A 23,041-nucleotide genomic window follows, 5' to 3' on the forward strand; every position below is an offset into this window, starting at 1 on the left:
GGCTGGACTGGTACAACTACCACCGACCCCACACCGGAATCAGCGGCCACACCCCAGCCAGCCGCGTCACCAACCTCTCCGGACAGCACACCTAGAGGGCTATGTCGCCCGCCAGCTCGACCGCCTGGGCGAGCGTGTCCACCACCGACACCCCGGCGGCCTCCAGGCTCCCCCGGCTGTGCGATCCGCCCGTGTAGAGCACCGCATACGCGCCGGCGTCCCGCGCGGCCAGGGCGTCGTCCACGGCGTCCCCGATCACGACCGTCCGCCCCGGATCCACGCTCTCCATCGCCGCCAGATGCCGCACCATGTGCGCGCTCTTGGTGCCTCCGGACGGCCCGGTCCTGCCCTCCACCCGTACGAACCGCGACTCGATCCCGAAGTCGCGCACGATCGGCAGCAGCTCGTCGTGCCCGTACATGCTCAGGATCGACTGGCTGCGTCCGGCCGCCTGCCACCCCTCAAGGAGCAGATCCACGCCCTCGGCGAGCTCACAGCCCAAGCGATGCGTGCTGTAGTGGCGGTGGAACGCCTCGTCCATCACCAGCCACTCGGCGTCCGTCGGCAGCCGTCCCATCAGCCGCTCGTAGAACCGCGGCACGGGGACGCAGTACAGGTCCCGGTACGTCTCCAGGGTGATCGGCTCCAGGCCGATCTCCGCGAAGGCGGAGTTCGTCGCCCCGATGACGGCGTCGATGTCATGGAACAGGGTGCCGTTCCAGTCCCAGACGATGTGTGTCGCGTGCTTCCCCATGTGGTCCCCCACGTCGTTCCCCGTGCGCTTCCCCATGAAGAAAAAATACCCGCAGCCACTGACAACGCCACCGGATCCGCGGACAACCCGCCCCTCACCCGATCAGATGCGGGATCTCCTGCACTCCGAACCACATCAGATCGTGGTCCTCCGCGCCGTCCACCGTGAACTGCGCATCGTCATCGCCCTGGTCCGCCGCACCGAGTGCCGCCGCGGCCGCCGCGATGTCCGCCTCCGCGTCCGCGGCATCCACATGCACCGCCGCGGCCTTCGACAACGGCACCGGCCCGGCGAGACGGACCTCGCCCAGCGCCGACTGGTCGAGCCCCCGGTCCGGATCCGCCACCGCCGCGCCGTCCGCCACGTCCACGGCCACCACCACCCGCCGCCGCGCGACGTCCGGGTGCCCGGCCAGCTGCCGCAGCGAGGCCTGCGCGGCACGGTTCAGCGCGGCGTACTCCAGCTCCTCGATGTCGTCCGAGACGTACCACTCGCGCAGCGCGGGCGTGACGGCGTACGCGTCCAAGGAGCCGGAGCCCAGCTCACCGTTCTTGTGCGCCTCTGCGAGACCGGAAAGGGTCAGGGGGACATAGACGCGCATGGCAGCCGCTTCCGCTCGATTCGCTCGACTCCGAAGATTGTCCAGCCAGCATACGGGCGCGAGTCCCCCATCGTGCCGCCCCCGCACCCCCCGTGCCACCCGCCCGGAGCCCGTCCCCCACCCCGCTCCCAAGGCCTCACCCCAAGCCCGCGACACGGACGGGTGAACTCTTCGCACCCTTCGTCCCGCCCCGCTCGCGCCTTGCTGCCGCCCCGATCGCGCCGATACGAAGTTCCCCACCAAGAAAGCTACCGCCCAGTAATTCACGGGCCCGGCACCACGGGGGCGATCACCAGCATGACCGGCACGCACAGCGCCACGGCGCACACCACACCCGCCGCCATCGGGCGCACCACACAACCCACCACACACGCCGCCGGCGAGCACGGCACGCGCACCCCCACACCCGACGCCGACGAGCGCACCGAGCGACCCACCGCCCCCGCTCCGTCCGCCGCCACCGCGGACGACCACGGCCCCGGTACGCGCCCCACCGGCACACCGGGAACGGCCCCCACCGTCCCCCGGCCCCGTCGCTCCCCCGCCGGCCGCCGCCCCCTCGGCCCCGCCGGGAGCGGCCCCGGCCCGTCCGGCCGGGGCACCGGTCCGGGAGGTCGCGGCCCCGGCTCCGCCGGTCGGGGCCCCACCCGTACCGCCGCACGCCCCGCTCGCCCCGCAGCGCGGACCGCCGCCGGCCGACCGCCCGGCACCGCCACCCCGGCCACACCCGTCAACGCGGCCGGTGTCCCCCTGCCGACCGTCGGGGCGCAGCGCCGGGCGCACGAGAGCCGGCCGCATCACTGGTTCGCCCATCAGCTGGTGCTCGCGCTCAGCGGGCAGCGCCCCGTACACGCCCTGCTGGGGCATGCGCTGCCCGCCGCGTACGACCGGCTGGCGGAGCTCGCCCCGCAGGCGCCGCTGCGGCCGGTCACGGTCACCGGCCGGCGCGGAACCGCCCCCACCGTGCGCGACTGCGGACTGTGCCGGCCGCGCCGCGGCGTCATCGAGGCCTTTGCCCGGATCGCGGCGGACGGACGGCTGCGGGCCCTGGCCTTCCGGCTGGAGCTGGGCGCCGATTCCCGGTGGCGCTGCGCCGCCCTCGACATCGGCCCGGTCCCGGCCGGCCGGGGCCCGGTCTCGTGACCTGCCGGCGCAAAGGCGCCCCGGCCGTTCTCCGGCCGGGGCGCCCCTCGCTACGCGGCCCGTGCAGTCCGTACCCGGGCCGCCTCACCGCTCACTGCTCACTTCTTACGGCGACGCCCGGCGCTCTTCTGGGCCTTGCGCCGCTCGGCACGGGTCAGACCGTCCGCCTCGGAACGGGCCGGGCCGGCCTCCTCGTCGCTGATGAAGTCGCCCTCGACGACGCTGCCGTCGCCGTCCACCTTGGGAGCGGAGAAGTGCAGCCGGTCCGGCCGCTGCGGCGCCTCCAGGCCCTTGGCGTGGATCTCCGGGCGACCCGCGCCGGCGGGCACCACGTCCTTGTCGAGCGAGGTCGGCTCGGCCGCTTCCTGCACCGGGACCTCCTCGACCTGCTGCTCGACCTGGACCTCCAGGTTGAACAGGTAGCCGACGGACTCCTCCTTGATGCCCTCCATCATCGCGGTGAACATGTCGAAGCCCTCGCGCTGGTACTCGACCAGCGGGTCCTTCTGGGCCATCGCCCGCAGGCCGATGCCCTCCTGGAGGTAGTCCATCTCGTAGAGGTGCTCACGCCACTTGCGGTCCAGGACGGACAGCACGACCCGGCGCTCCAGCTCCCGCATGATGTCCGAGCCGAGCTGCTCCTCACGGGCGGCGTACTGCTCGTGGATGTCGTCCTTGATCGCGTCGCCGATGAACTCGGCGGTGATGCCCGCGCGGTCGCCGGCCTCCTCCTCCAGCTCCTCGACCGTCACCTTGACCGGGTAGAGCTGCTTGAACGCGCCCCACAGCCGGTCCAGGTCCCACTCCTCGGCGAAGCCCTCGACCGTCTCCGCCTGGATGTAGGCGTCGATGGTGTCCTCCATGAAGTGCTTGATCTGGTCCTGCAGATCCTCGCCCTCCAGGACGCGACGGCGCTCGCCGTAGATGACCTCACGCTGGCGGTTGAGCACCTCGTCGTACTTCAGGACGTTCTTCCGCGTCTCGAAGTTCTGCTGCTCGACCTGCGACTGGGCGGAGGCGATCGCCCGGGTCACCATCTTGTTCTCGATCGGCACATCGTCGGGCACATTGGCCATCGCCATGACCCGCTCGACCATCTGCGCCTTGAACAGCCGCATCAGGTCGTCGCCCAGGGACAGGTAGAACCGCGACTCGCCGGGGTCGCCCTGGCGGCCGGAACGACCGCGCAGCTGGTTGTCGATCCGGCGCGACTCATGCCGCTCGGTGCCCAGGACGTAGAGCCCGCCGAGCTCCTTGACCTCCTCGAACTCCGCCATGACCGCGGCCTCGGCGCGCTCCAGGGCGGCGGGCAGCGCGGCCGCCCACTCCTCGACGTGCTCGACCGGGTCCAGGCCGCGCTGGCGCAGCTCCGCCTCGGCCAGGTCGTCGGGGTTGCCGCCGAGCTTGATGTCCGTACCACGTCCTGCCATGTTCGTGGCGACCGTCACGGCGCCCTTGCGGCCGGCCTGCGCGATGATCGGCGCCTCACGGTCGTGCTGCTTGGCGTTGAGCACCTCATGGGCGACACCGCGCTTGTTGAGCTGCTGGGAGAGGTACTCGGACTTCTCGACCGAGGTGGTGCCGACCAGGATCGGCTGGCCCTTCCCGTGCTTCTCGACGATGTCCTCGACGACCGCGTCGAACTTCGCGGTCTCCGTGCGGTAGATCAGGTCCGCCTGGTCCATACGGACCATCGGGCGGTTCGTCGGGATCGGGACGACGCCGAGCTTGTAGATCTGGTGGAACTCGGCGGCCTCGGTCATGGCCGTACCGGTCATGCCGGAGAGCTTGTCGTAGAGGCGGAAGAAGTTCTGCAGGGTGATCGTGGCGAGCGTCTGGTTCTCGTCCTTGATCTCCACCCCTTCCTTCGCCTCGATGGCCTGGTGCATGCCCTCGTTGTAGCGCCGGCCGGCGAGGATACGGCCGGTGTGCTCGTCAACGATCATGACTTCGCCGTCGATGACGACATAGTCCTTGTCGTTCTTGAAGAGCTCCTTGGCCTTGATCGCGTTGTTGAGGTACCCGACGAGGGGGGTGTTCACCGACTCGTACAGGTTGTCGATACCCAGCCAGTCCTCGACCTTGCTGACACCGGACTCGTGGATGCCGACGGTGCGCTTCTTCTCGTCGACGTCGTAGTCGCCGGTCTCCTCGATACCGCGCTGCGGGTTGGCGGTCTCGCCCCTCTTCAGACGGCGCACCAACTTGGCGAAGTCGCCGTACCACTTGGTGGCCGAGTCCGCGGGGCCGGAGATGATCAGCGGCGTACGGGCCTCGTCGACGAGGATCGAGTCGACCTCGTCGACGACGGCGAAGTTATGGCCCCGCTGGACGAGTTCGTCCTGCGACCAGGCCATGTTGTCACGCAGGTAGTCGAAGCCGAACTCGTTGTTCGTGCCGTACGTGATGTCACAGTTGTACTGCTCGCGGCGCTGGGCCGGCGTCATGTCGGCGAGGATGCAACCGACCGTCAGGCCCAGGAACTTGTGGACGCGGCCCATCATCTCGGAGTCGCGCTCGGCCAGGTAGTCGTTCACCGTGATCAGGTGGACGCCCTTGCCGGACAGCGCGTTGAGGTACGTCGGGAGGGTGCCGACCAGGGTCTTGCCCTCACCGGTCTTCATCTCGGCGACGTACCCCATGTGAAGGGCCGCGCCGCCCATCAGCTGGACGTCGTAGGGGCGCTGGCCGAGCACCCGCCGGGCGGCCTCACGGACCGTGGCGAACGCCTCGGGCAGCAGGTCATCGAGGCTCTCGCCGTCGGCGTAGCGCTCTTTGTACTCATCCGTGAGCGCCCGCAGCTCAGCGTCGGAGAGAGCTGCGAAATCCTCCTCGATGGAGTTGACCTGGCCCGCGATGCGGTGCAGTTTGCGCAGGATCTTTCCTTCGCCTGCACGCATGATCTTCGTCAAGACGGACACTTGGGCTGGTCTCCTTGCCGGTTGGGCCTGCACGGTCGAGTGCGCGGGCGCGGCATCTTTCCAAGGGGGCAGGCCCCGCCGCAACGGCCATCGTAAAGGAGGACGCTGCCGGGCCGGGAGGTCCGCCGCAGCGAACCCCGCTGTCCCCTCCTCAGCGTGAACGCTCGACGCCGCGAGAAGGTGCCGGACAGGCGCCGGGAATCACCGCGGAAAACCTTTCGCCATGCTTTCCGCAACCTTGCAGACTCACGCCATGAAGCCCGTCACCCTCGCCACCGAGCGCCTTGTCCTGCGTCCCTTCGAGCCCTCCGATGCGCCCGCGGTGCATACCGCGTGCCAGGAGCCCGATATTCCGCGCTGGACGAGCGTCCCCTCACCTTACGGCGTCGAGGATGCGGAGCATTTCGTCGGCACGGTCGTCCCCGAGGGCTGGCGCGACGACACCACGTACAACTTCGCCGTCGTCTCCCGGGCGGACGGCTCCCTGGTGGGTGCGCTGGGCCTGGTACGCCTCGCGCGGCTGCACACCCCCGAGCGGCAGGCCGAGCTGGGCTACTGGACCGCCAAGGAGCACCGCGGCCGGGGCTACACCGTCGAGGCGGCCCGCGCCGTGGTGCGCTGGGCCTTCCGTGACCTGGGGGTGGAGCGCATGGAGTGGCTCGCGGAGGCCGGAAACGAAGGCTCCCGGGCGGTGGCCCGCAAGCTCGGCTTCCATATGGAGGGCACCCTGCGCGCCAAGGGGATCCACGAGGGCACCCGCCGGGACGTCTGGATCGGCTCCCTGCTCCCGTCCGACCTGCCCCGGGAGCCCGCACCATCCGGTTCCACCGGCACTCACCGCCCGGACGCGACGCCGTATCTGCCCTACCCCGGCTGAACACCGGCTGTATCTGTCCTGCGCCGGCCGACCGCTGCGGGGAGCGGCCCACGCAGCCCGCCACGCCCATGACGGTGCCCGCTCCGGCGGGGCCGGGCACCGTCGCCACCAGCAGCAATTCCCGTGCCCGGGTCCGTTGTCAGTGCCCGCCCCTACGCTGTGCCGCATGACCGCCGTGACGCAGCCACCGCCCCTGCCACAGCCTGTGGCCGCCCTGCCCCGCGACGATGCCCGGCGCATGGCGCTACGGGCCCAGGGGCTGCTCGGTGCCCCCGACCGCCGGGCGGGTGTCCGCGGGGTGCTGCGGCATCTGGGTGCGGTGCAGCTGGACACGATCTCGGTGCTGGCCCGCTCCCATGAGCTGGTGCCGTACGCCCGGCTCGGCGCCGTCGGCCGCACCGCCGTCGAGGCCGCCTACTGGACCACGGCCCCTTCCGGCGTGCCCGCGGCACGACCCCACAGCTTCGAATACTGGTCGCACGCCGCCTGCATCCTGCCCATCGAGGAGTGGCCGCACTTCGCCTTCCGCCGTCGCGCCCGGCGCGCCAAGGGCCACCGCTGGCACGTCATGGAGGACTCCGAGCGCTCCTGTGCCGCCGTCCTGGAGCGTCTGAAGGCCGACGGGCCGCTGACCACCTCGGAGCTGGGCGGCGGGCGGAACGGCGGGGAGTGGTGGGACTGGTCCGAGACCAAGATCGCGGTGGAGTGGCTGCTGGACACCGGCGAGGTGGTCTGTACGGAACGCCGCGCCTGGAAGCGTGTGTACGACCTCGCCGAGCGCGCCGTGCCGGACGCTCTGCTCCACGACGATCTGACCGACGCCGAGTGCCTGCGCCGTCTGGTCGCGCAGGCCGGGGCCGCCATGGGTGTGGCCACCCGCGCCGACCTGGCGGACTACCACCGTCTGAAGGCCGAGCAGGTCGATGCCGTGATCGCGGACTCCGGACTGGTCCCGGTCGAGGTCGAGGGCTGGGGAAAGCGCGCCTGGGCCGACCCCGCCGCGCTGGCCGCCCCACCCCGCGGCCGGCACCGCACCACCCTGCTCTCGCCCTTCGACTCCCTGATCTGGGACCGGCCACGCACGGAGCGGATCTTCGGCTTCACGCACCGGCTGGAGGCGTATGTCCCGCGCCCCAGGCGGATCCACGGGTATTTCGCGATGCCGCTGCTGGCCGGCGGTCAGCTGGTCGGCCGGGTGGACCCGGCCCGCGAGGGCACCACCCTCGTCGCCCGCCAGGTCTCGATGCAGGGCTCCCGGGCCGTCGCCCCGATGGCTCAGGCGCTTCGGGAAGCCGCGACCTGGGTCGGCTGCGATGCCGTACGCGTGGAGCGCTGCGACGACCAGAAGCTGGCCACGGCCCTGCGCTCAGAACTCACCCGCACGAGCGACCAGTAGGCGGCCACCGGTCGACGGCTCCGGGGGATCGCCCGGCCCCCGGTCACCCGGCGCACCGGGACTTCACCGGCCGGGTCGTTCACCGGGCCGCTGGCGACCACGGCCGAGCCGCTCACCGGATCTCGAGGATCTTCTCCCGCATCGCGTACACCACCGCTTCCATCCGGGAGTGCAGCTGCAGCTTCTCCAGGATGTTGCGGACGTGGTTCTTCACCGTGTTCTCGGAGATGAAGAGTTCCTTGGCGATATCGCGGTTGTTCATGCCCGTGGCGACCAGCTTGAGGACCTCCAGCTCACGGTCGGTGAGCCGGGGCGCGGGCACCAGCCTGCGCTCATCCGTACGCTGGATCATCGACTTGAACTCCGTCAGGAGCTTGGAGGCCATCGACGGGCTGATCTGCGACTGGCCGTCCGCCACGGCGCGGATCGCGGTCGCCACCTCGTCGGTGGAGATCTCCTTGAGGAGGTAGCCGGTGGCGCCGGCCTTGATCGCGTCGTAGAGGTCGGCCTCTTCGTCGCTGATCGTCAGCATGATGATCTTGGCGCTGGGGGCCACCTCCTTGATGGAGGTGCACGCCTCGATACCGCCGCGCTTGGGCATCCGTACGTCCATCAGCACGATGTCGGGCAGCAGATCCGCGGCCTTGTCGACCGCCTCCGCGCCGTCCCCCGCCTCGCCGACGACCTGGATGTCCTCTTCCTGGGCCAGAACGATCTCCAGACCCCGCCGGAAAAGCGCGTGGTCGTCCACGACAAGGACCCGGATCGGCTCCTTGCGCGGCACGCTTACGGCCCGGCCGGCCCCGTCGTCACCCCCGCCACCGCTGTGGTCGTCGTCCGCGGCTTCGCGCACGGGCCCGAAACTGTCCCCCATTGGTCCTCCCCGTCAACTACTCGGCCGTGAGGCCAGAGCTTGGAAATAAGGCTGGTTGACAACAGCCCCCTGCCAGCCCGATCAATGCCATACGACCGTCTCCCCGGCATGTCGCCGTTTCGTGCCCACATACTCCCTGGCTGGCACAAACACTATACGGCTTCAACTCCTGCCTCCTCCGGGCACGATGGTGCCCCCGGCGTACGCCGGGGGCACCGAGCGGGTGGGGTTCAGCCGCCCAGCGCGCCGCCTGCGCCGCCGGGCTCCTCTCCCCCGAACAGGTCGGGGTTCAAGTGAATGACTCCGTAGTCGTAGGCATGCCGCCGGTAGACGACACTCGGCAGCTTGGTGTCGGCGTCGACGAAGAGGTAGAAGTCGTGCCCGACCAACTCCATCTCGTTGAGCGCCTGGTCGAGCATCATCGGGACGGCCGAGTGGGTCTTCTCGCGGACGACCAGGGGTCCTTCACCTTGGACGTCGATGCACCCCATCTTCGTGGTCGGCACCGTCTGGCCGGCATCGGCGGCCAGTTCGCCGTTGGGGTTCAGGCTCGCGGCGTCAGGCACGCTGCCTGCGACTTCGCTCGCCGGGATGCGGCCGTTGCCGCGACGCGAGTAACGCTTGTCATGCTGCTTCCGCAGACGCGCCTCGAGCTTCGCGGTGGCCAGATCCAGTGCGGCGTACGGATCGGCTGCGGCGGCCTCGGCCCGGACCACCGGGCCACGGGAATGGAGGGTGATCTCCACTCGGTCGGAACGGTCGGCCTGCCGCGGGTTGGGCTCCTTGGACACCTCGACGTCCAGGCTGATCACCTTGGCGTCGAGCTTCTGGACTTTGTCCAGCTTCAGCTTCTCGGCCACGTGCTTGCGGAACCGCTCGGGCACCTCTGTCTTGCGGCCCTTGACGACGATGTCCACGCAGAACTCCGTTCCCGGATCGCTCCGCTCATCCAGCGGAGCAATTCCTTCTTGCACCAGGCTCCGGTGGGTTGCCGGAGCCTCGGACTTGGCGACTTTCACCTCCTCCTCCCCCGACGACAAGCTCTCCACTCCCCCGTTTTCAGGGTCGCCGCAAACGCCCCTGAACGCATACATCGCGACATTCGAGGCAAAACACCCGCCAAGTCCTCACAACCGAACATAGCTCTCCCGGACGGATGTCGGCACCCCCTCGGAGCCCTCGGCTCCATTTGGGTGACTTTTCGTCCTCAGCTACAAGCCGCGTGGTAATGGCTCCATCACCTCACCTTCGACGGCGAAAGCGCTACGGGGCGCCGCTACCACCGCGGCCCCGACCACCCGGCCACCGGCCGCCGCGACCGCCCGGGCCGCCTCGGCGAGCGTGGCCCCCGTCGTCACCAGATCGTCCACCAGCACCGCTGACCGGCCCGCCAGCAGCCTCCGGGCGGCGCCCGGCACCTCATGTGCACCAGCAACATTCACCAGCCGCTGCCGGGCGCTCAGCCCCGCCTGGTCGGCCACCGCACGACGCTGCCGCACCACCGCGAGCACCCGGGCTCCGCTGCCCGCCCGCCGCAGCTCCCCGGCCGCCGCCAGCGCGATCCTGCGCACCGGATCATGGCCCCGCCCGGCCACGGCCCTTCGGGCCGAGGGCACCGGCACCAGCAGCTGGGGACCGCCGCCGGGTCTCAGCCCTCGCACAGCCCCGGCCACCACCGCTCCCAGCGGCCCGGCCAACCGCAGGGCGCCCCGCTCCTTGTGGGCCAGCAGCACCGCCCGCACCTCGTCGGCATAGGGCGCCCCGGCCCACACCCGGGGCAGCCCGGCCGGACTCGGCCACGGGCGCACCCGCCGCGCCCCGCGCCCGTCCCGCGCAAGCACCCGACGACACTCCGCACACAGCTCCGTACGCTGCCGGCCGCACCCCGCACAGTCGACGGGCAGCATCAGACCGGCCAGTTCGCGCCACACCCCCTGCATGACTCCACTGTCCCGCCGTCGACGCCCGGCCACCACCCCTGTGGATAACCATGGCTGCGGACCTGCGGATCTGCGGATCTGCGGGCCTGCGGACCTGCGGGCCTGTGGGTAGGACAGCGCGGCAGACCGGGCCCGCTGTACGCCCCGGTCCGGGGCCGGACGGCCCGCGCCTCCCTCGACGCCGGGCAGATGCCGCTCATCCGCGTCGCCCGGTCACGGATCACGGGTCACGGATCACGGGTCACCGATCACGGGTCACCGATCATCCGGGATAGACCGGCGCCGTCCCGTCCTTCGCCACGGTCTTCCAGTTCGCGTCCGGAGGGAGCCGCACGATGCCCTCCGTGGCATCGGCGATCAACGGCCTGGTCTCGTCCTCCGAGGCCGCCACCGCGATGACGCCGTTGACGCCGGGCAGGGTCTGCGCGTTGGACGCCGACCCGTCGGTCTCCATGAACTGCATCTGCTGGACTCCGCCGGACTCCCGCCCGACGACCACCAGCCGGCTGCCGCCCGCCCAGGATGCCGCCACCACATCCTCCAACTGCGGTGCGATCGGCCGCAGTTCCTGCACCGAAAGCTGCGGATGCGCCGAACTTCCGTCGCGCTCGACCCGTCCCAGCTGGAGTGTCGTACGGCCCTTGTCCTCCACCAGGACCGCGATCCGGATGCCGTCCGCGGCCACCTTGATCGCCTTGATCCGCCGGCCGCCGAGGCCGGGCACCGCCACCTTTTCGGGGGCGCCCTTCCCCTCGCGCAGCCGCAGCAGCCGCGAACCGTGCGCGTCGCGGTCCGCGATCCACAGATCGCCCAGACCGTCCCAGCTCGGCGCCGTCAGCCCCATATCGGGGTTCTTGGCCGAACCCGTACTGGTCAGCAGCGGATCGCCGCGCTCGACGCCGTCCTCCATGGCGGCCGCATACAGGGACCGGCCGTCGCTCGACACTCCGGCCGCGGTGTCCTCGCCGCGCGAGACGGCGACCGAGCGCAGCGGGGTCTTGCCCGTTCCGAACGGCCCGCGCACCGGCGTCGGTTCGGTCGCGGAGTCCGACATGCCGACGACCTTGTGGTCGGCGTCGATGAAGTACTCCTGACCGGAGCGCCCGGCGCCCGGGGACGGCGCGAAGTCGCGCTCCGCCTGCTCCTGGGACAGCGCACACAGCGAGTTGCCGCTGTTGTCCTGGAGCTCCACCTCGCTGATCTTCGAAGCCCGCGTCATGTCCTGGACGGTGAAGAAGAGCTGGGCCGCCATCTGCTTGCACTGGGTGGTGTCCGTGTTCACCGCGTCCTTGCTGAGCTTGACCCGCAGCGCGTTGGAGTCGTCCAGCGCCAGATCATGCGCGGCAAGCCGGGTGCCGGACGGGAAGGCCGAGGTCGTCACCTGGTTCAGCCAGTCGGTGGGCCCGGACAGCAGCGCCTCCACACTGGCCGTGATCGGCTTTATCCGCTGCCGCAGATAGACCGGGTCCGCGACGAGCACGTTCCGGCTCGCCTTCGGCTCCCCCGACTCGGAGTTGTAGGACGCGAAGTAGTACTTGTTGACGGAGCGGTAGATGCGCTGGAAGTCGGAGAGCCCCAGCACCAGCCCGTTGGGCAGCCGGTCGATACGCCACTGTCCGCCCTCCTTGATGAGGTGGATCGTCTGGCGGTACGGCCTCTCCTCAGGGGTGTAGGCGTGGCTGTCGTCCACCGCCGCCACCTGGCTGCCGGACAGGGCGACCGTGTAGCCGTTCGAGTCCTCCCGGTTGGGCAGCGCCTTCGGCTCGGGCTTCGGACGCTCCTGGAGCACATTGGTGACCTGGAACGGCCGCCAGGTCCGCTTCGCCGATTTGGCCAGATACTGGGTGGCCGTACGGAAATCCGCCTCGTCGCTGGTCGTGGCGTCGAGGAAGCTGCGCACGATGTTGGTCGGCTGCGCACCGTCCTGTGGGGGGACTCCGTAGACCCGCACCTGCGACTCGCCTTCGGAGCGCGGCGACTGGTCGACCGACGTGACGTCCCCGCTGTCGGGCATCGACGCGCACCCGGCCAGCAGCGCCGCCGCACAGCCGAGCAGCAGGAACTTCCGCGCCGGCCCGGCTCCCCGGCGGGCGCGCGTACGGGGCCCGGTCCCGTCCCCGCGTCCGCCTCCGCGCTCAGTGTCCACGCAGCCCGCCCTCCCGATCCACGTCCCGTTCGGCTTCCTGCTCGGCCCCGCCCTCACGGACCGGCTCGTCGATGCGCGCGCTCTCGCCGCGCGCCGCCTCTTCGCTCCGTACGCCCCCGCCGTGCGGCACCACACGGGCACCGTTGCCGGGCAGTGCCGTCGGATCGACCGCCGGCCAGGACACCTTCGGCTCCGGGGCAGGGGCTGCCGCATCGCCTGCCTGTGCGGCACGCGTCTGCACGGGGATCGTGGACGCCTTACGCCCTGCCCCGGCACGCGGCCGCCCCGTCTCGTCCAGTCCGCGGTTGCGCCGCGAGTCCTCCGGCTCCAGGGGGATCGGGGACCCGCGCAGCGTCTCGCCGGCCGTACGGGGCAGCGTCAGCCGGAACTGCGAGCCGCCGCCCGGCTCGCCCCAGGCCTGCAGCCAGCCGCCGTGCAGCCTGGCGTCCTCGACGGCGATGGACAGGCCCAGCCCCGTACCGCCGGTCGTGCGGGCCCGGGCCGGGTCCGCACGCCAGAAACGGTTGAAGACGCGGGCGGCCTCGCCGGGCTTGAGGCCGACACCGTAGTCACGCACCGCGACGGCCACCGCACCGCCGCTCCGGCTGCCCGCGGACGCCAGCCGCACCACCACGTCGCGGCCCTCGCCGTGCTCGACGGCGTTGACGACGAGATTGCGCAGTATGCGCTCCACCCGGCGGGTATCGGCCTCGGCGATGACGGGCTGCTCGGCGCCGCGCACCACTATCCGGGTGCCCTTGCGCTCGGCGAGCGGTTCGGCACCCTCGATGACACGGTGCACCACATCGCGCAGATCGATCGGCTCGGCCTCCAGCGCGGCCGCTCCGGCGTCGAACCGGCTGATCTCCAGCAGCTCCGCGAGCAGGGATTCAAAGCGATCGAGCTGGCCGCGCAGCAGCTCGGCGGAGCGCGCGGTGGCGGGGTCGAACTCGTCCCGCACCTCGTGGATGACATCGGCCGCCATCCGTACGGTCGTCAGCGGCGTGCGCAGCTCGTGCGAGACGTCGGAGACGAAGCGGCGCTGCATCCGGGACAGCTCCTCCAGCTGCTGGATTTTGACCTGGAGGTTCTGCGCCATCTTGTTGAAGGACTCGCCCAGACGGGCGATGTCGTCCTCGCCGGTGACCTTCATCCGCTCCTGGAGGAGGCCGGCGGCCAGCCGCTCGGAGATCCCCGCGGCCATCCGTACGGGCGTGACGACCTGCCGCACCACCAGCCAGGCGATCGCGCCGAGCAGGATCACGACGAACACTCCGGCCGTCGCCAGCGTCCCCGTCACCAGCTTGAGCGACTCCTCCTCCTGACTGAACGGGAAGAGGTAGTACAGCTGGTACTGGTTGCTGTTCATATCGTTGAGCCGCTTGCCGATGATCAGCGCCGGCACGCCGTCGTCCGACCCGATGCGCTTGATCTCGGTGTACTGGCGGAACGTCCCGGACTTGGTCTCCAGCTTCCGCCGCAGGTCGGGGGGCACGCTCCGCTCGGGATCGACATCTCCGGAGGCGCGCGGACCGCGGGTACCGGGGCTGGAGTCACCGAACGGTTCGTCGGAGTCGGAGCTGAGCGCCACGACGGAGAAGACGCCCTGCCCGCCGCTGGCGAGCTGTTCGACCAGGCCGGTCAGCCAGGTCGCGGAGTCCTGGGTACCGCGGTTGCCGGTATGTGCGGTGTCATCGGGCCGGGTGTCGTCGGCGCCGTCGGCCATCTTCTGGGCAACGCTGAAGCCGCCCACGGCTTGACTCTGCGCGGCCTGCGCCTTGGCCGTGAGCAGGCCGTTACGGACCTGACCGACGACCACGACACCGAGCAGCAGCACCACGGCCAGCGACATCAGCAGCGTGGTCGCCACCACGCGCAGCTGGATGTTGCGCCGCCACAGCCGCAGGGCGGGCAGCAGCGGCCGCCGCACCCAACGGCTGAAGAGCCGGAGCAGAGGGTGGACCGGCCCGCTCACCGCGCCGTCGGGCAGCAGCTGCCCGCCGCGCAGCAACCAGGCGGACACCTTCCCGGAAAAGGACATATCGCCCGCCGGGTCGACGGTGCGCCCCCGCTTTCCCTCCGGGGCCGAACCGTCCCGGATCATCTCAGCTGGGCCCGGCCTTGTAGCCGACCCCGCGCACGGTCACCACGATCTCCGGCCGCTCAGGGTCCTTCTCGACCTTGGAGCGCAGCCGCTGCACATGGACGTTGACCAGCCGGGTGTCGGCGGCGTGCCGGTAGCCCCAGACCTGCTCGAGCAACACCTCACGCGTGAACACCTGCCACGGCTTGCGCGCCAGCGCCACCAGCAGATCGAACTCCAACGGGGTCAGTGCGATCGACTGCCCGTCGCGCTTCACCGAGTGGCCGGCCACATCGATGACCAGGTCACCGATCGCCAGCTGCTCCGGCGTCGGCTCCTCCGAACGCCGCAGCCGCGCCCGGATACGAGCCACCAGCTCCTTGGGCTTGAACGGCTTGACGATGTAGTCGTCCGCGCCCGATTCGAGCCCGACCACCACATCCACCGTGTCGCTCTTGGCGGTCAGCATGACGATCGGCACGCCGGACTCGGCGCGGATCAGCCGGCACACCTCGATACCGTCCCGCCCCGGCAGCATCAGGTCGAGCAGTACAAGATCGGGCTTGGTCTCGCGGAAGGCCGCAAGGGCCTTGTCACCGTCCGACACAAACGACGGTTCAAAACCTTCGCCGCGCAGCACGATGCCGAGCATCTCTGCCAGTGCGGTGTCGTCGTCGACGACCAGGACGCGTCCCTTCATTCGGCCATCATCCCATTACCTGATCGTGACTTACTCCATCGTGACGTGGAACACACCTCTGCCAGCCCGTTCGGGGTCACCGGGGACACCACTCCGGCCTCCGTGACGATCGCCGTCACCAGCTCCGCGGGAGTGACGTCGAAGGCCGGGTTGTAGGCCTGTGCGCCCACCGGCGCGACCGGTATGCCGACGCCCGCCTCCATCCCGGGCCCCTGCGCATACGGCAAAGAGAACTCCGTCACTTCCTGGCCCGGCCGCTGCTCCACCTCGATGTCCGACCCCTCCTTTGTCTCCAGATCCACCGTGCTGGTCGGGGCCACCACCACGAACGGAACGTGGTGGTACCGCGCCAGAACCGCCAGTGGATAGCTGCCGACCTTGTTGGCCACCGACCCGTCCGCCGCGATCCGGTCCGCCCCGATCAGCACCGCATCCACCTCACCCCCGGCGAACAGCGACCCTGCCGCACCGTCCGAGAGCACCGTGTACGCCATACCCGCCCGCGCCGCCTCGTAGGCGGTCAGCCGCGCCCCCTGCAACAGCGGCCGCGTCTCGTCCACCCACAGCCGGCGCAGCTCACCGGCACGGTGCGCCGCCAGCGCCACCGCCAGGGCGGTGCCCTCGCCCCCGGACACCAGCGCGCCCGAATTGCAGTGCGTGAGAATCCGGTGGCCGCCGCCCGGCAGCAGCTCGCCCAGCAGCGCCAGCCCGTGTTCGGCCATCCGGGCGCTGGCCTCGATGTCCTCGGCATGCACGGCCCGCGCCTCGGCCAGCGCCGCTGCAGCCTGGGCATCGGACCCGTCGGCCGCCGCGGCACGGTACGCGGCAGCCGCCCGCCGCACGCCGTAGCCCAGATTGACCGCGGTCGGCCGGGCCTGCGCCAGCGCCTCCACCGCCTCGTCCACGTCAAAGCCCCGCGCCGCGGCCAGCGCGACGCCATAGGCACCGGCGATACCCAGCAGCGGCGCCCCGCGCACGGCCAGCGTCCGGATCGCCTGAACGAGCGCCGGGACGTCCGTGCAGACCAGCTCGACCTCCTCGACCGGCAGCCGGGTCTGATCAAGGAGGACCAATACGGGCCCCTCGGGCGGCTCCTCCCAACGCAACGACGGAATGGCGAGCGTCCCGACGCCCGCCTCGGATACCTCGTACTGATCGCCCATTCGTTCAGTCTGCCGCCCCTCGCCCCCCGAGCAGAAGGTCCCCTCGCTCTCCAGGCACCGGTACACGACGCCGATGGCCATGACACGATGACTGCCACCGCGGACCCCGGACCCCGGCCGCCCCGGCGGACGGGCAGCAAGAAGGAGCGACGATGAACAACTCTCCGGGCTGGGCCTCGCCCGGATCCAGTCCCTCCGACGAGCCGGGCCGCGGCACTCAGGAGCAGCCCCCTCAGGAAGACCAGTCCGACTCCGGCAAGCAGTCGTCCCCTCCGAACTGGTCCAAGGAACAGCCACCCGCCGGCCAGTGGTCGGCTCCCACGGGCATCCCGAGCCAGGGGGGCCCTCACGGGAGCAGTGGCCGGAGCACAGCCGGCGACCGCGCCCGTGCCTCGTCGCCCGGCCCCGGCGGTCCCGGCTGGGGCGGTAACTCCGGCAACTGGGGCGGCCACCCCGGCAGTCAGCCCCCTTGGGGCGGCGCCTGGGCACCGGGGCCGCAGGCCGCCAAGCCCGGCGTCATTCCGCTGCGCCCGCTCGCCGTCGGCGAGATTCTCGACGGTGCGGTCGCCACCATGCGCGCCCACTGGCGCACGGTCCTCGGCATCTCGCTGATCGTCGCGGTCGTCGCACAGACCGCCATCACCGCGGTCACCGGCTTCTGGTTCCAGGGCTCCGGCCGCGAGCCTTCCCTGTCGGACGAGAACGTCCCGCCCCTACGCGAGACCCTGCACGAGATGGGCAATTCGCTCGCCGCCAGCGGCATCACCTCGGTGATCGGACTGCTCGCCGCGATCGTCGTCACCGGGCTGCTGACCATGGTCGTGAGCCGCGCCGTCCTGGGCCGCTCGGTGACCGCCGGGGAAGCCTGGGGCGATGCGCGCACCCAGCTCCCGCGCCTGCTGGGCCTGCTTGTCCTGCTCCCCCTGCTCATCACGGCGATAGTCGCGGTCGGCGTGGCTCCAGGCCTCATCCTCACCACCACCGGCACGCTGGAAATGGGCCTGGTCCTCACCCTGATCGGCGGTCTGGCCGCCGGTGTCGTGAGCATCTGGCTGGGGGTCCGCTTCAGCCTCGCCTCCCCCGCCCTGATGCTGGAGAAGCAGGGCGTCATCGCTGCCATGCGCCGCTCCGCGAAGCTCGTACGGGGCTCCTGGTGGCGTGTGCTGGGCGTGCAGCTCCTCGCTTATCTCCTGGTTGGCATGGTCGAGTTCATCATCCAGATCCCGGCCACCATCATCGCCTTCCTCGTCGGCGGCGAGAACCTCATGGACTGGGCGAACGGCACCAGCAACACCACCGGCTGGTCGTTCCTGATCGTGCTGGGCATCGGCGCCGTCATCAGCTCCACCATCACCTTCCCGATCACCGCCGGCGTCACCGCGCTGCTGTACGTGGATCAGCGCATCCGCCGCGAGGCACTCGACCTCGAACTCGCCCGCGCCGCGGGCCTCCCCGGCTACGGCGCCGATGCTCCCGCCGCGCACCCGGCCACGCCCGCTCCCGAAGCCACGGACGCGGCCACCGACAACGCGCCAACAACTGCTGGCCCTGCCTCCTCTGACGTTCCTGCGTACGGGGCGGAGGCGGACGACTCCACGCCGGACGACTCCACACCGGACGTCCTCAACAAGGACGGGTCCCCGGGGGAAAGCACCGACGCAGACACCCCCGAGGCGGGAACCACGGCCGACGCCACGCCCACGGATGCCACGACCACGGACACCACCCCCTCCGACGGCCCCGGGCAACGCCCCGACGACGCCGCGCCGGGAAGCTGATGCGGTGACCAGAGGGGGGAACATGACCGCGCTCGGACGACTCATGGCGCGCTCCGACGACGACATACCGGTGAGGACTCCCCGCGTCCCCGCCCACGAGGCGGCCGAACGCGAGCTGTCCGACCCCCGGTACCACCAGCACGACCCCAACCCGATCCAGCAGGCCCTTGATTGGCTCTGGGCACGCGTCGACGAACTCTTCCGCGCGGCCGCCGGCACCACACCGGGTGGCTGGATCGGGCTCCTCGCCATCGCCGCGTTCGTGGTGCTGCTGATCGTCGCCCTCCGGCTGCGGCTCGGGGCGGTGCGCCGCACTCCGACCACGAGCGGCGCGCTCTTCGCCGATACGCCCCGCACCGCCGCCGAACACCGTTCTGCAGCTGACCGGCACGCCGCCGAGGGCCACTGGAACCAGGCGATCCAGGACCGCATGCGCGCCCTCGTCCTCGCCCTGGAAGAGCGCACCCTGCTCACCCCCGGCCCGGGCCGCACCGCTGACGAGGCCGCCAACGAAGCCGGCCGGGCATTTCCCGCGTACGCCGACCGGCTGCGCACCGCGGCCCGCACCTTCGATGACGTCACATACGGCGGCCGCCCCGGCACGGAAGCGGCGTACACCCTCCTGACCAGCCTCGACACCGACCTGCAGCATGCCAAGCCCGCCCTGGCCACCACCCCGACCGGGAGCCACGCATGACCACGGCCGCCCCGGACATCCCCGCGCCCCCTCCCACCGCTCGCGGTCTGTGGACCCGGTCCCGCGGTCCGCTGCTCGCGCTTCTTCTGCTCGTCGTCAGCGGTGTGATCCTCGGGGCCCTGCAGTCCGGCGAACAGCACGGACGGCTCGATCCCCGCTCCGCGGACCGGACCGGGAGCCGGGCCCTCTCCCAACTCCTGGCCTCCCACGGCGTCTCCACCCAGGTCGTGACCACCTCCGAAGAGGCCGCTGCCGCGGCCGGCCCCGACACCACCCTGCTCGTCACCGACCCGGACGTGCTGACAGAAGATCAGCTGACGGGCCTGCACACGGCGACCGCGCACACTCCCGGTCGCACCGTCCTGCTTGCCCCTGGTACGGCGCCCCTCGAATCCTTCGCGCCCGGCGTCCAGATGGAACCTCCGCTCCGCACCTCGGTACGCCGGCCCGGCTGTTCCCTGCCGGACGCCCGCCGCGCGGGCAGCGCCCTCCTCGGCGGCCTCCGCTACGCGACCGCCGACGACGGAGCCGATCGCTGTTACACCGGCGGCGGCCGGCCCACCCTGCTGCGCCTGCCGGCCCCCGGCACCGGCCGCGACACCGTGCTCCTGGGGTCCGGCGATCTCCTCTACAACCACCACCTCGCCGAGCACGGCAACGCCTCGCTGGCTCTTCAACTCCTCGGTGCGCACAAGCATCTGGTCTGGTACCTCCCCTCCGTGAGCGACCCGTCGTCCGCTCAGGACAACCAGCGCGGCTTCCTCGACCTCGTCCCTTCCGGCTGGCGCTGGGCCCTGCTCCAACTCGCCTTCGCCGCCGTATTGGCGGCCCTGTGGCGCGCCCGCCGCCTCGGCCCCTTGGTTGCGGAAAGGCTCCCCGTCACCGTCCCGGCCGCCGAGACCACCGAGGGCCACGCCCGTCTCTACGAGCAGGCCAACGCCCGCGACCGGGCCTCCGAAGTGCTGCGCTCCGCGACCCGCACGCGGCTCGCCCCCCTCATCGGAGTGTCCTCTGCGCACGCGCACACCGCCGACGTCCTCCTGCCCGCCATCCACGCCCACTTGACCGCCGCTCCCGGTGCCGAAGCGGACCTCCCTGCCCTGCTCTTCGGGCCGGCTCCCGCGGACGACAGAGCCTTGGTGCACCTGGCCGACCAACTCGATGCACTCGAATCCTCGATCGTTTCCCAAGAGAGGCACGCCCCCCGTGAGCACCCCGACCGCTGACAGCGCCCGAACCTCCCTAGAGGACCTGCGCACCGAGATAGCCAAGGCCGTCGTAGGCCAGGACCCCGCCGTCACCGGGCTGGTCGTCGCACTCCTCTGCCGCGGTCATGTGCTCCTCGAAGGCGCCCCCGGCGTCGCCAAGACCCTGCTCGTGCGCGCCCTGTCGGCCGCTCTCGAACTCGACACCAAACGCGTCCAGTTCACCCCTGATCTGATGCCGAGCGATGTCACCGGCTCACTGGTCTACGACGCCCGCAGCGCCGAGTTCTCCTTCCAGCCGGGCCCCGTCTTCACCAACCTCCTGCTCGCCGACGAGATCAACCGCACACCTCCGAAGACCCAGGCGTCCCTGCTCGAAGCGATGGAAGAGCGGCAGGTGACCGTCGACGGCACACCCCGCCCCCTCCCCGAGCCGTTCCTGGTGGCTGCCACGCAGAACCCCGTGGAGTACGAGGGCACGTACCCGCTCCCCGAGGCTCAACTCGACCGGTTCCTGCTGAAGCTGACGGTGCCGCTGCCCGCCCGCCACGACGAGATAGACATCCTCACTCGCCACGCGGCCGGCTTCAGCCCTCGTGACCTCGGCGCCGCAGGACTGCGTCCCGTTGCCTCCACCGCCGACCTCGACGCTGCCCGAGCCGCGGTCGCCAAGACCACCGTCTCCCCCGAAGTCACCGGTTATATCGTCGATCTCTGCCGTGCCACCCGCGAATCCCCCTCGCTCTCTCTCGGCGTCTCCCCCCGAGGCGCCACCGCCCTGCTCTCCACGTCACGAGCTTGGGCCTGGCTCACCGGCCGCGACTATGTCACCCCCGACGACGTCAAGGCTCTTGCTCTTCCCACGCTCCGACATCGCATCCAGCTCCGCCCCGAAGCGGAGATGGAAGGAGTCACCGCAGACTCCGTGATCAACGCCGTACTCGCTCATCTCCCCGTCCCCCGCTGAGACGACACCGTGGCCCTCACCGGACGCACCGCCCTCATCTCCGCACTCGGAGCCCTCCTCGTCGGCTTCGCGCTGCCCGGCTGGCTCGGCATCCTCATTGTCCAACTCACCTTGCTGATAGCCATCTTGTGCGACCTCGCGCTCGCCGCGCCAGTGCGAAAGCTCCATATCACCCGAACCGGTGACACAACCGTTCGACTAACGGGCGAAGCCTCCTCGCACCTCACCGTCACCAACCCGAGCCGCCGCACCCTGCGCGCCCGGATCCGTGACGCCTGGCCCCCGAGCTCCTTCCGCCCCGGTTCGGACGTCCCCGCCTCCCGCCACTCCCTGCGCATCCCCGCCGGCGAACGCCGCCGCCTCACCACGAAGCTCCACCCCACCCGGCGCGGTGACCATCACGCGGTCCGCGTCACGATCCGCTCCTCCGGCCCGCTCGGCCTGGCAGCCCGGCAAGGGAGCCGGCACGTCCCGTGGACGCTGCGCGTCCTGCCGCCCTTCACCAGCCGCAAGCACCTCCCCGCCAAGCTCGCCCGGCTCCGCGAACTCGACGGCCGCACCAGCATCCTCACCCGCGGCGAAGGCACCGAGTTCGACAGCCTCCGCGACTACACCCCCGGCGACGACACTCGCTCCATCGACTGGCGCGCCACCGCCCGCCGGCAGAGCCTCGCGGTACGCACCTGGCGCCCCGAGCGCGACCGCCGCATCCTGCTCGTCCTGGAGACCGGCCGTACCTCCGCCGGCCGCGTCGGCGACATTCCCCGCCTCGACGCCTCCATGGACGCCGCCCTGCTGCTCGGCGCCCTCGCCGCCCGCGCCGGCGACCGTGTGGACCTGCTCGCTTACGACCGCCGCATACGCGCCTCCGTACAAGGCCGCACGGCACGCGATCTCCTCCCGGCCTTGACCGACGCCCTGGCCCCCCTCGAATCCGAACTGGTCGAGGCGGATGCCCGGGGCCTGGCCGCCACTATCCACCGCCGCACCCCGCGCCGGTCCCTCATCGTGCTCTTCACCGGCCTGGACGCAGCTCCCGTGGAGGAGGCTCTCCTCCCCGTCCTCCCCAGCCTCACCCGACGCAATGAACTCATCGTCGCGGCCGTGGCCGACCCCCGCATCGAGGAAATGGCCGCCGGCCGTCACACCCCCCAGGCCGTCTACGAGGCCGCCGCCGCGGAACAGACCCACACCGCCCGCCGCCGCACCGCGGACCGCCTCCGCCACCACGGCATCACCGTCATCGACTCCACCCCGGCCCACCTGGCCCCCGACCTCGCCGACGCCTACCTCACTCTGAAGGCCACCGGCCGCCTGTAACGCTGCCTGCGCCCCATCCATCCCCTCGCGAATGGGAACGGCCAGGCAGACACACACCACTGGATACGGGGCTACACAGCAGCACTCCGGGACGGCGCCGCTATCTCCGTTAGACCGCTGCCCTCACCTCAAACGACATGCCACCGCGGGGGTGCTGAAACAACCCGATAGACGAACGGGGCCGTCAGCCTCAGCTCCTTCAACCGCTCCCACTCCCCCGCCCGCACCCGCCTGATCACATACCCCATGCACCCAGGCGTCCCAGCGCCTTACCTACAGATCACCAACACCAGCCAACGCAAAAATGCCCCGCCCCCGGAACCGAAACCCGGGAAACGAGGCACCCCATAAACGCAAAAAAGCTCCGGTCCCTGAACCACAAGGGTTCAGGGACCGGAGCTGAATGATTGTTCGGCGGCGTCCTACTCTCCCACAGGGTCCCCCCTGCAGTACCATCGGCGCTGAAAGGCTTAGCT

Annotated in this window: 18 protein-coding genes and 1 rRNA gene; 8 read left to right on the plus strand and 11 right to left on the minus strand. The window is 70.9% G+C overall.

Annotated elements, in window-relative coordinates; genetic code table 11:
- Nucleotides 1-91: 91 nt before the first annotated feature.
- Both ACWGI6_RS36925 and ACWGI6_RS36930 read right to left on the minus strand, forming a co-directional pair.
- The gene (locus ACWGI6_RS36925) at nucleotides 92-754 is read right to left on the minus strand and encodes an HAD family hydrolase (RefSeq protein WP_453271574.1); all 663 of its coding nucleotides are present in this window, start codon (nucleotides 752-754) and stop codon (nucleotides 92-94) included.
- 94 nt (nucleotides 755-848) lie between these two features.
- A complete protein-coding gene (locus tag ACWGI6_RS36930; protein WP_453271559.1) occupies nucleotides 849-1,355 on the minus strand; it encodes a DUF6912 family protein in 507 nt (168 codons plus the stop codon).
- A gap of 297 nt (nucleotides 1,356-1,652) precedes the next feature.
- Here ACWGI6_RS36930 and ACWGI6_RS36935 point away from each other — a divergent pair, with 297 nt between their 5' ends.
- Nucleotides 1,653-2,498 carry an Rv3235 family protein gene (locus ACWGI6_RS36935; RefSeq protein WP_453271560.1) on the plus strand — a complete coding sequence of 282 codons (846 nt, stop codon included), beginning with the start codon at nucleotides 1,653-1,655 and terminating at the stop codon, nucleotides 2,496-2,498.
- Nucleotides 2,499-2,596: 98 nt separating this feature from the next.
- On the opposite strand, the gene secA is transcribed toward ACWGI6_RS36935, so the two are convergent.
- Nucleotides 2,597-5,419: a preprotein translocase subunit SecA gene (gene secA, locus ACWGI6_RS36940; RefSeq protein WP_453271561.1), complete on the minus strand. Its 2,823-nt coding sequence runs from the start codon at nucleotides 5,417-5,419 to the stop codon at nucleotides 2,597-2,599.
- A 253-nt stretch (nucleotides 5,420-5,672) separates the two neighbouring features.
- Between secA and ACWGI6_RS36945 the strand changes: the two genes are divergently transcribed.
- Nucleotides 5,673-6,296 carry a GNAT family N-acetyltransferase gene (locus tag ACWGI6_RS36945; RefSeq protein WP_453271562.1) on the plus strand — a complete coding sequence of 208 codons (624 nt, stop codon included), beginning with the start codon at nucleotides 5,673-5,675 and terminating at the stop codon, nucleotides 6,294-6,296.
- A 166-nt stretch (nucleotides 6,297-6,462) separates the two neighbouring features.
- On the plus strand, nucleotides 6,463-7,692 hold the full coding sequence (locus ACWGI6_RS36950) for a winged helix-turn-helix domain-containing protein (protein ID WP_453271563.1): 1,230 nt from the start codon (nucleotides 6,463-6,465) through the stop codon (nucleotides 7,690-7,692).
- Between the two features lie 112 nt (nucleotides 7,693-7,804).
- Here the strand turns inward: ACWGI6_RS36950 and ACWGI6_RS36955 are convergent, their stop codons facing one another.
- The 7 genes from ACWGI6_RS36955 to mtnA form a co-directional block, all read right to left on the minus strand.
- Complete coding sequence (locus ACWGI6_RS36955) at nucleotides 7,805-8,566, minus strand: response regulator (RefSeq protein WP_453271564.1); 762 nt, start codon at nucleotides 8,564-8,566, stop codon at nucleotides 7,805-7,807.
- 230 nt (nucleotides 8,567-8,796) lie between these two features.
- The gene (hpf, locus tag ACWGI6_RS36960; protein ID WP_453271575.1) at nucleotides 8,797-9,483 is read right to left on the minus strand and encodes a ribosome hibernation-promoting factor, HPF/YfiA family; all 687 of its coding nucleotides are present in this window, start codon (nucleotides 9,481-9,483) and stop codon (nucleotides 8,797-8,799) included.
- A 294-nt stretch (nucleotides 9,484-9,777) separates the two neighbouring features.
- Entirely contained in the window at nucleotides 9,778-10,506 is a 729-nt protein-coding gene (locus ACWGI6_RS36965) for a ComF family protein (RefSeq protein ID WP_453271565.1), read from the minus strand.
- Nucleotides 10,507-10,768: 262 nt separating this feature from the next.
- Nucleotides 10,769-12,652, minus strand: a complete 1,884-nt coding sequence (locus ACWGI6_RS36970) for an LpqB family beta-propeller domain-containing protein (protein ID WP_453271566.1) — start codon at nucleotides 12,650-12,652, stop codon at nucleotides 10,769-10,771.
- Entirely contained in the window at nucleotides 12,642-14,693 is a 2,052-nt protein-coding gene (mtrB, locus tag ACWGI6_RS36975; protein ID WP_453271567.1) for an MtrAB system histidine kinase MtrB, read from the minus strand. Before mtrB ends, ACWGI6_RS36970 begins: the two co-directional genes overlap by 11 nt.
- A 64-nt stretch (nucleotides 14,694-14,757) precedes the next feature.
- Nucleotides 14,758-15,435 carry a two-component system response regulator MtrA gene (gene mtrA, locus ACWGI6_RS36980; protein WP_042155333.1) on the minus strand — a complete coding sequence of 226 codons (678 nt, stop codon included), beginning with the start codon at nucleotides 15,433-15,435 and terminating at the stop codon, nucleotides 14,758-14,760.
- Nucleotides 15,432-16,598, minus strand: coding sequence for an S-methyl-5-thioribose-1-phosphate isomerase (mtnA, locus tag ACWGI6_RS36985; RefSeq protein ID WP_453271568.1), 1,167 nt, complete (start codon nucleotides 16,596-16,598; stop codon nucleotides 15,432-15,434). Before mtnA ends, mtrA begins: the two co-directional genes overlap by 4 nt.
- Nucleotides 16,599-16,750: 152 nt before the next feature.
- On the opposite strand from mtnA, the gene ACWGI6_RS36990 reads away from it, so the two are divergent.
- The 5 genes from ACWGI6_RS36990 to ACWGI6_RS37010 are packed head-to-tail and all read left to right on the plus strand — an operon-like array spanning nucleotide 16,751 to nucleotide 22,565.
- Entirely contained in the window at nucleotides 16,751-18,376 is a 1,626-nt protein-coding gene (locus ACWGI6_RS36990) for a DUF7544 domain-containing protein (RefSeq protein WP_453271569.1), read from the plus strand.
- Between the two features lie 22 nt (nucleotides 18,377-18,398).
- On the plus strand, nucleotides 18,399-19,073 hold the full coding sequence (locus tag ACWGI6_RS36995) for a DUF4129 domain-containing protein (RefSeq protein ID WP_453271570.1): 675 nt from the start codon (nucleotides 18,399-18,401) through the stop codon (nucleotides 19,071-19,073).
- The gene (locus ACWGI6_RS37000; protein WP_453271571.1) at nucleotides 19,070-20,299 is read left to right on the plus strand and encodes a DUF4350 domain-containing protein; all 1,230 of its coding nucleotides are present in this window, start codon (nucleotides 19,070-19,072) and stop codon (nucleotides 20,297-20,299) included. Before ACWGI6_RS36995 ends, ACWGI6_RS37000 begins: the two co-directional genes overlap by 4 nt.
- On the plus strand, nucleotides 20,235-21,245 hold the full coding sequence (locus ACWGI6_RS37005) for an AAA family ATPase (protein WP_453271572.1): 1,011 nt from the start codon (nucleotides 20,235-20,237) through the stop codon (nucleotides 21,243-21,245). Before ACWGI6_RS37000 ends, ACWGI6_RS37005 begins: the two co-directional genes overlap by 65 nt.
- 9 nt (nucleotides 21,246-21,254) lie before the next feature.
- Nucleotides 21,255-22,565, plus strand: a complete 1,311-nt coding sequence (locus tag ACWGI6_RS37010; RefSeq protein ID WP_453271573.1) for a DUF58 domain-containing protein — start codon at nucleotides 21,255-21,257, stop codon at nucleotides 22,563-22,565.
- A gap of 409 nt (nucleotides 22,566-22,974) precedes the next feature.
- Here the strand turns inward: ACWGI6_RS37010 and rrf are convergent.
- A 5S ribosomal RNA gene (gene rrf / locus ACWGI6_RS37015) occupies nucleotides 22,975-23,041 on the minus strand; the annotation flags it as partial.

This window comes from Streptomyces sp. NPDC054786 (assembly GCF_053611685.1).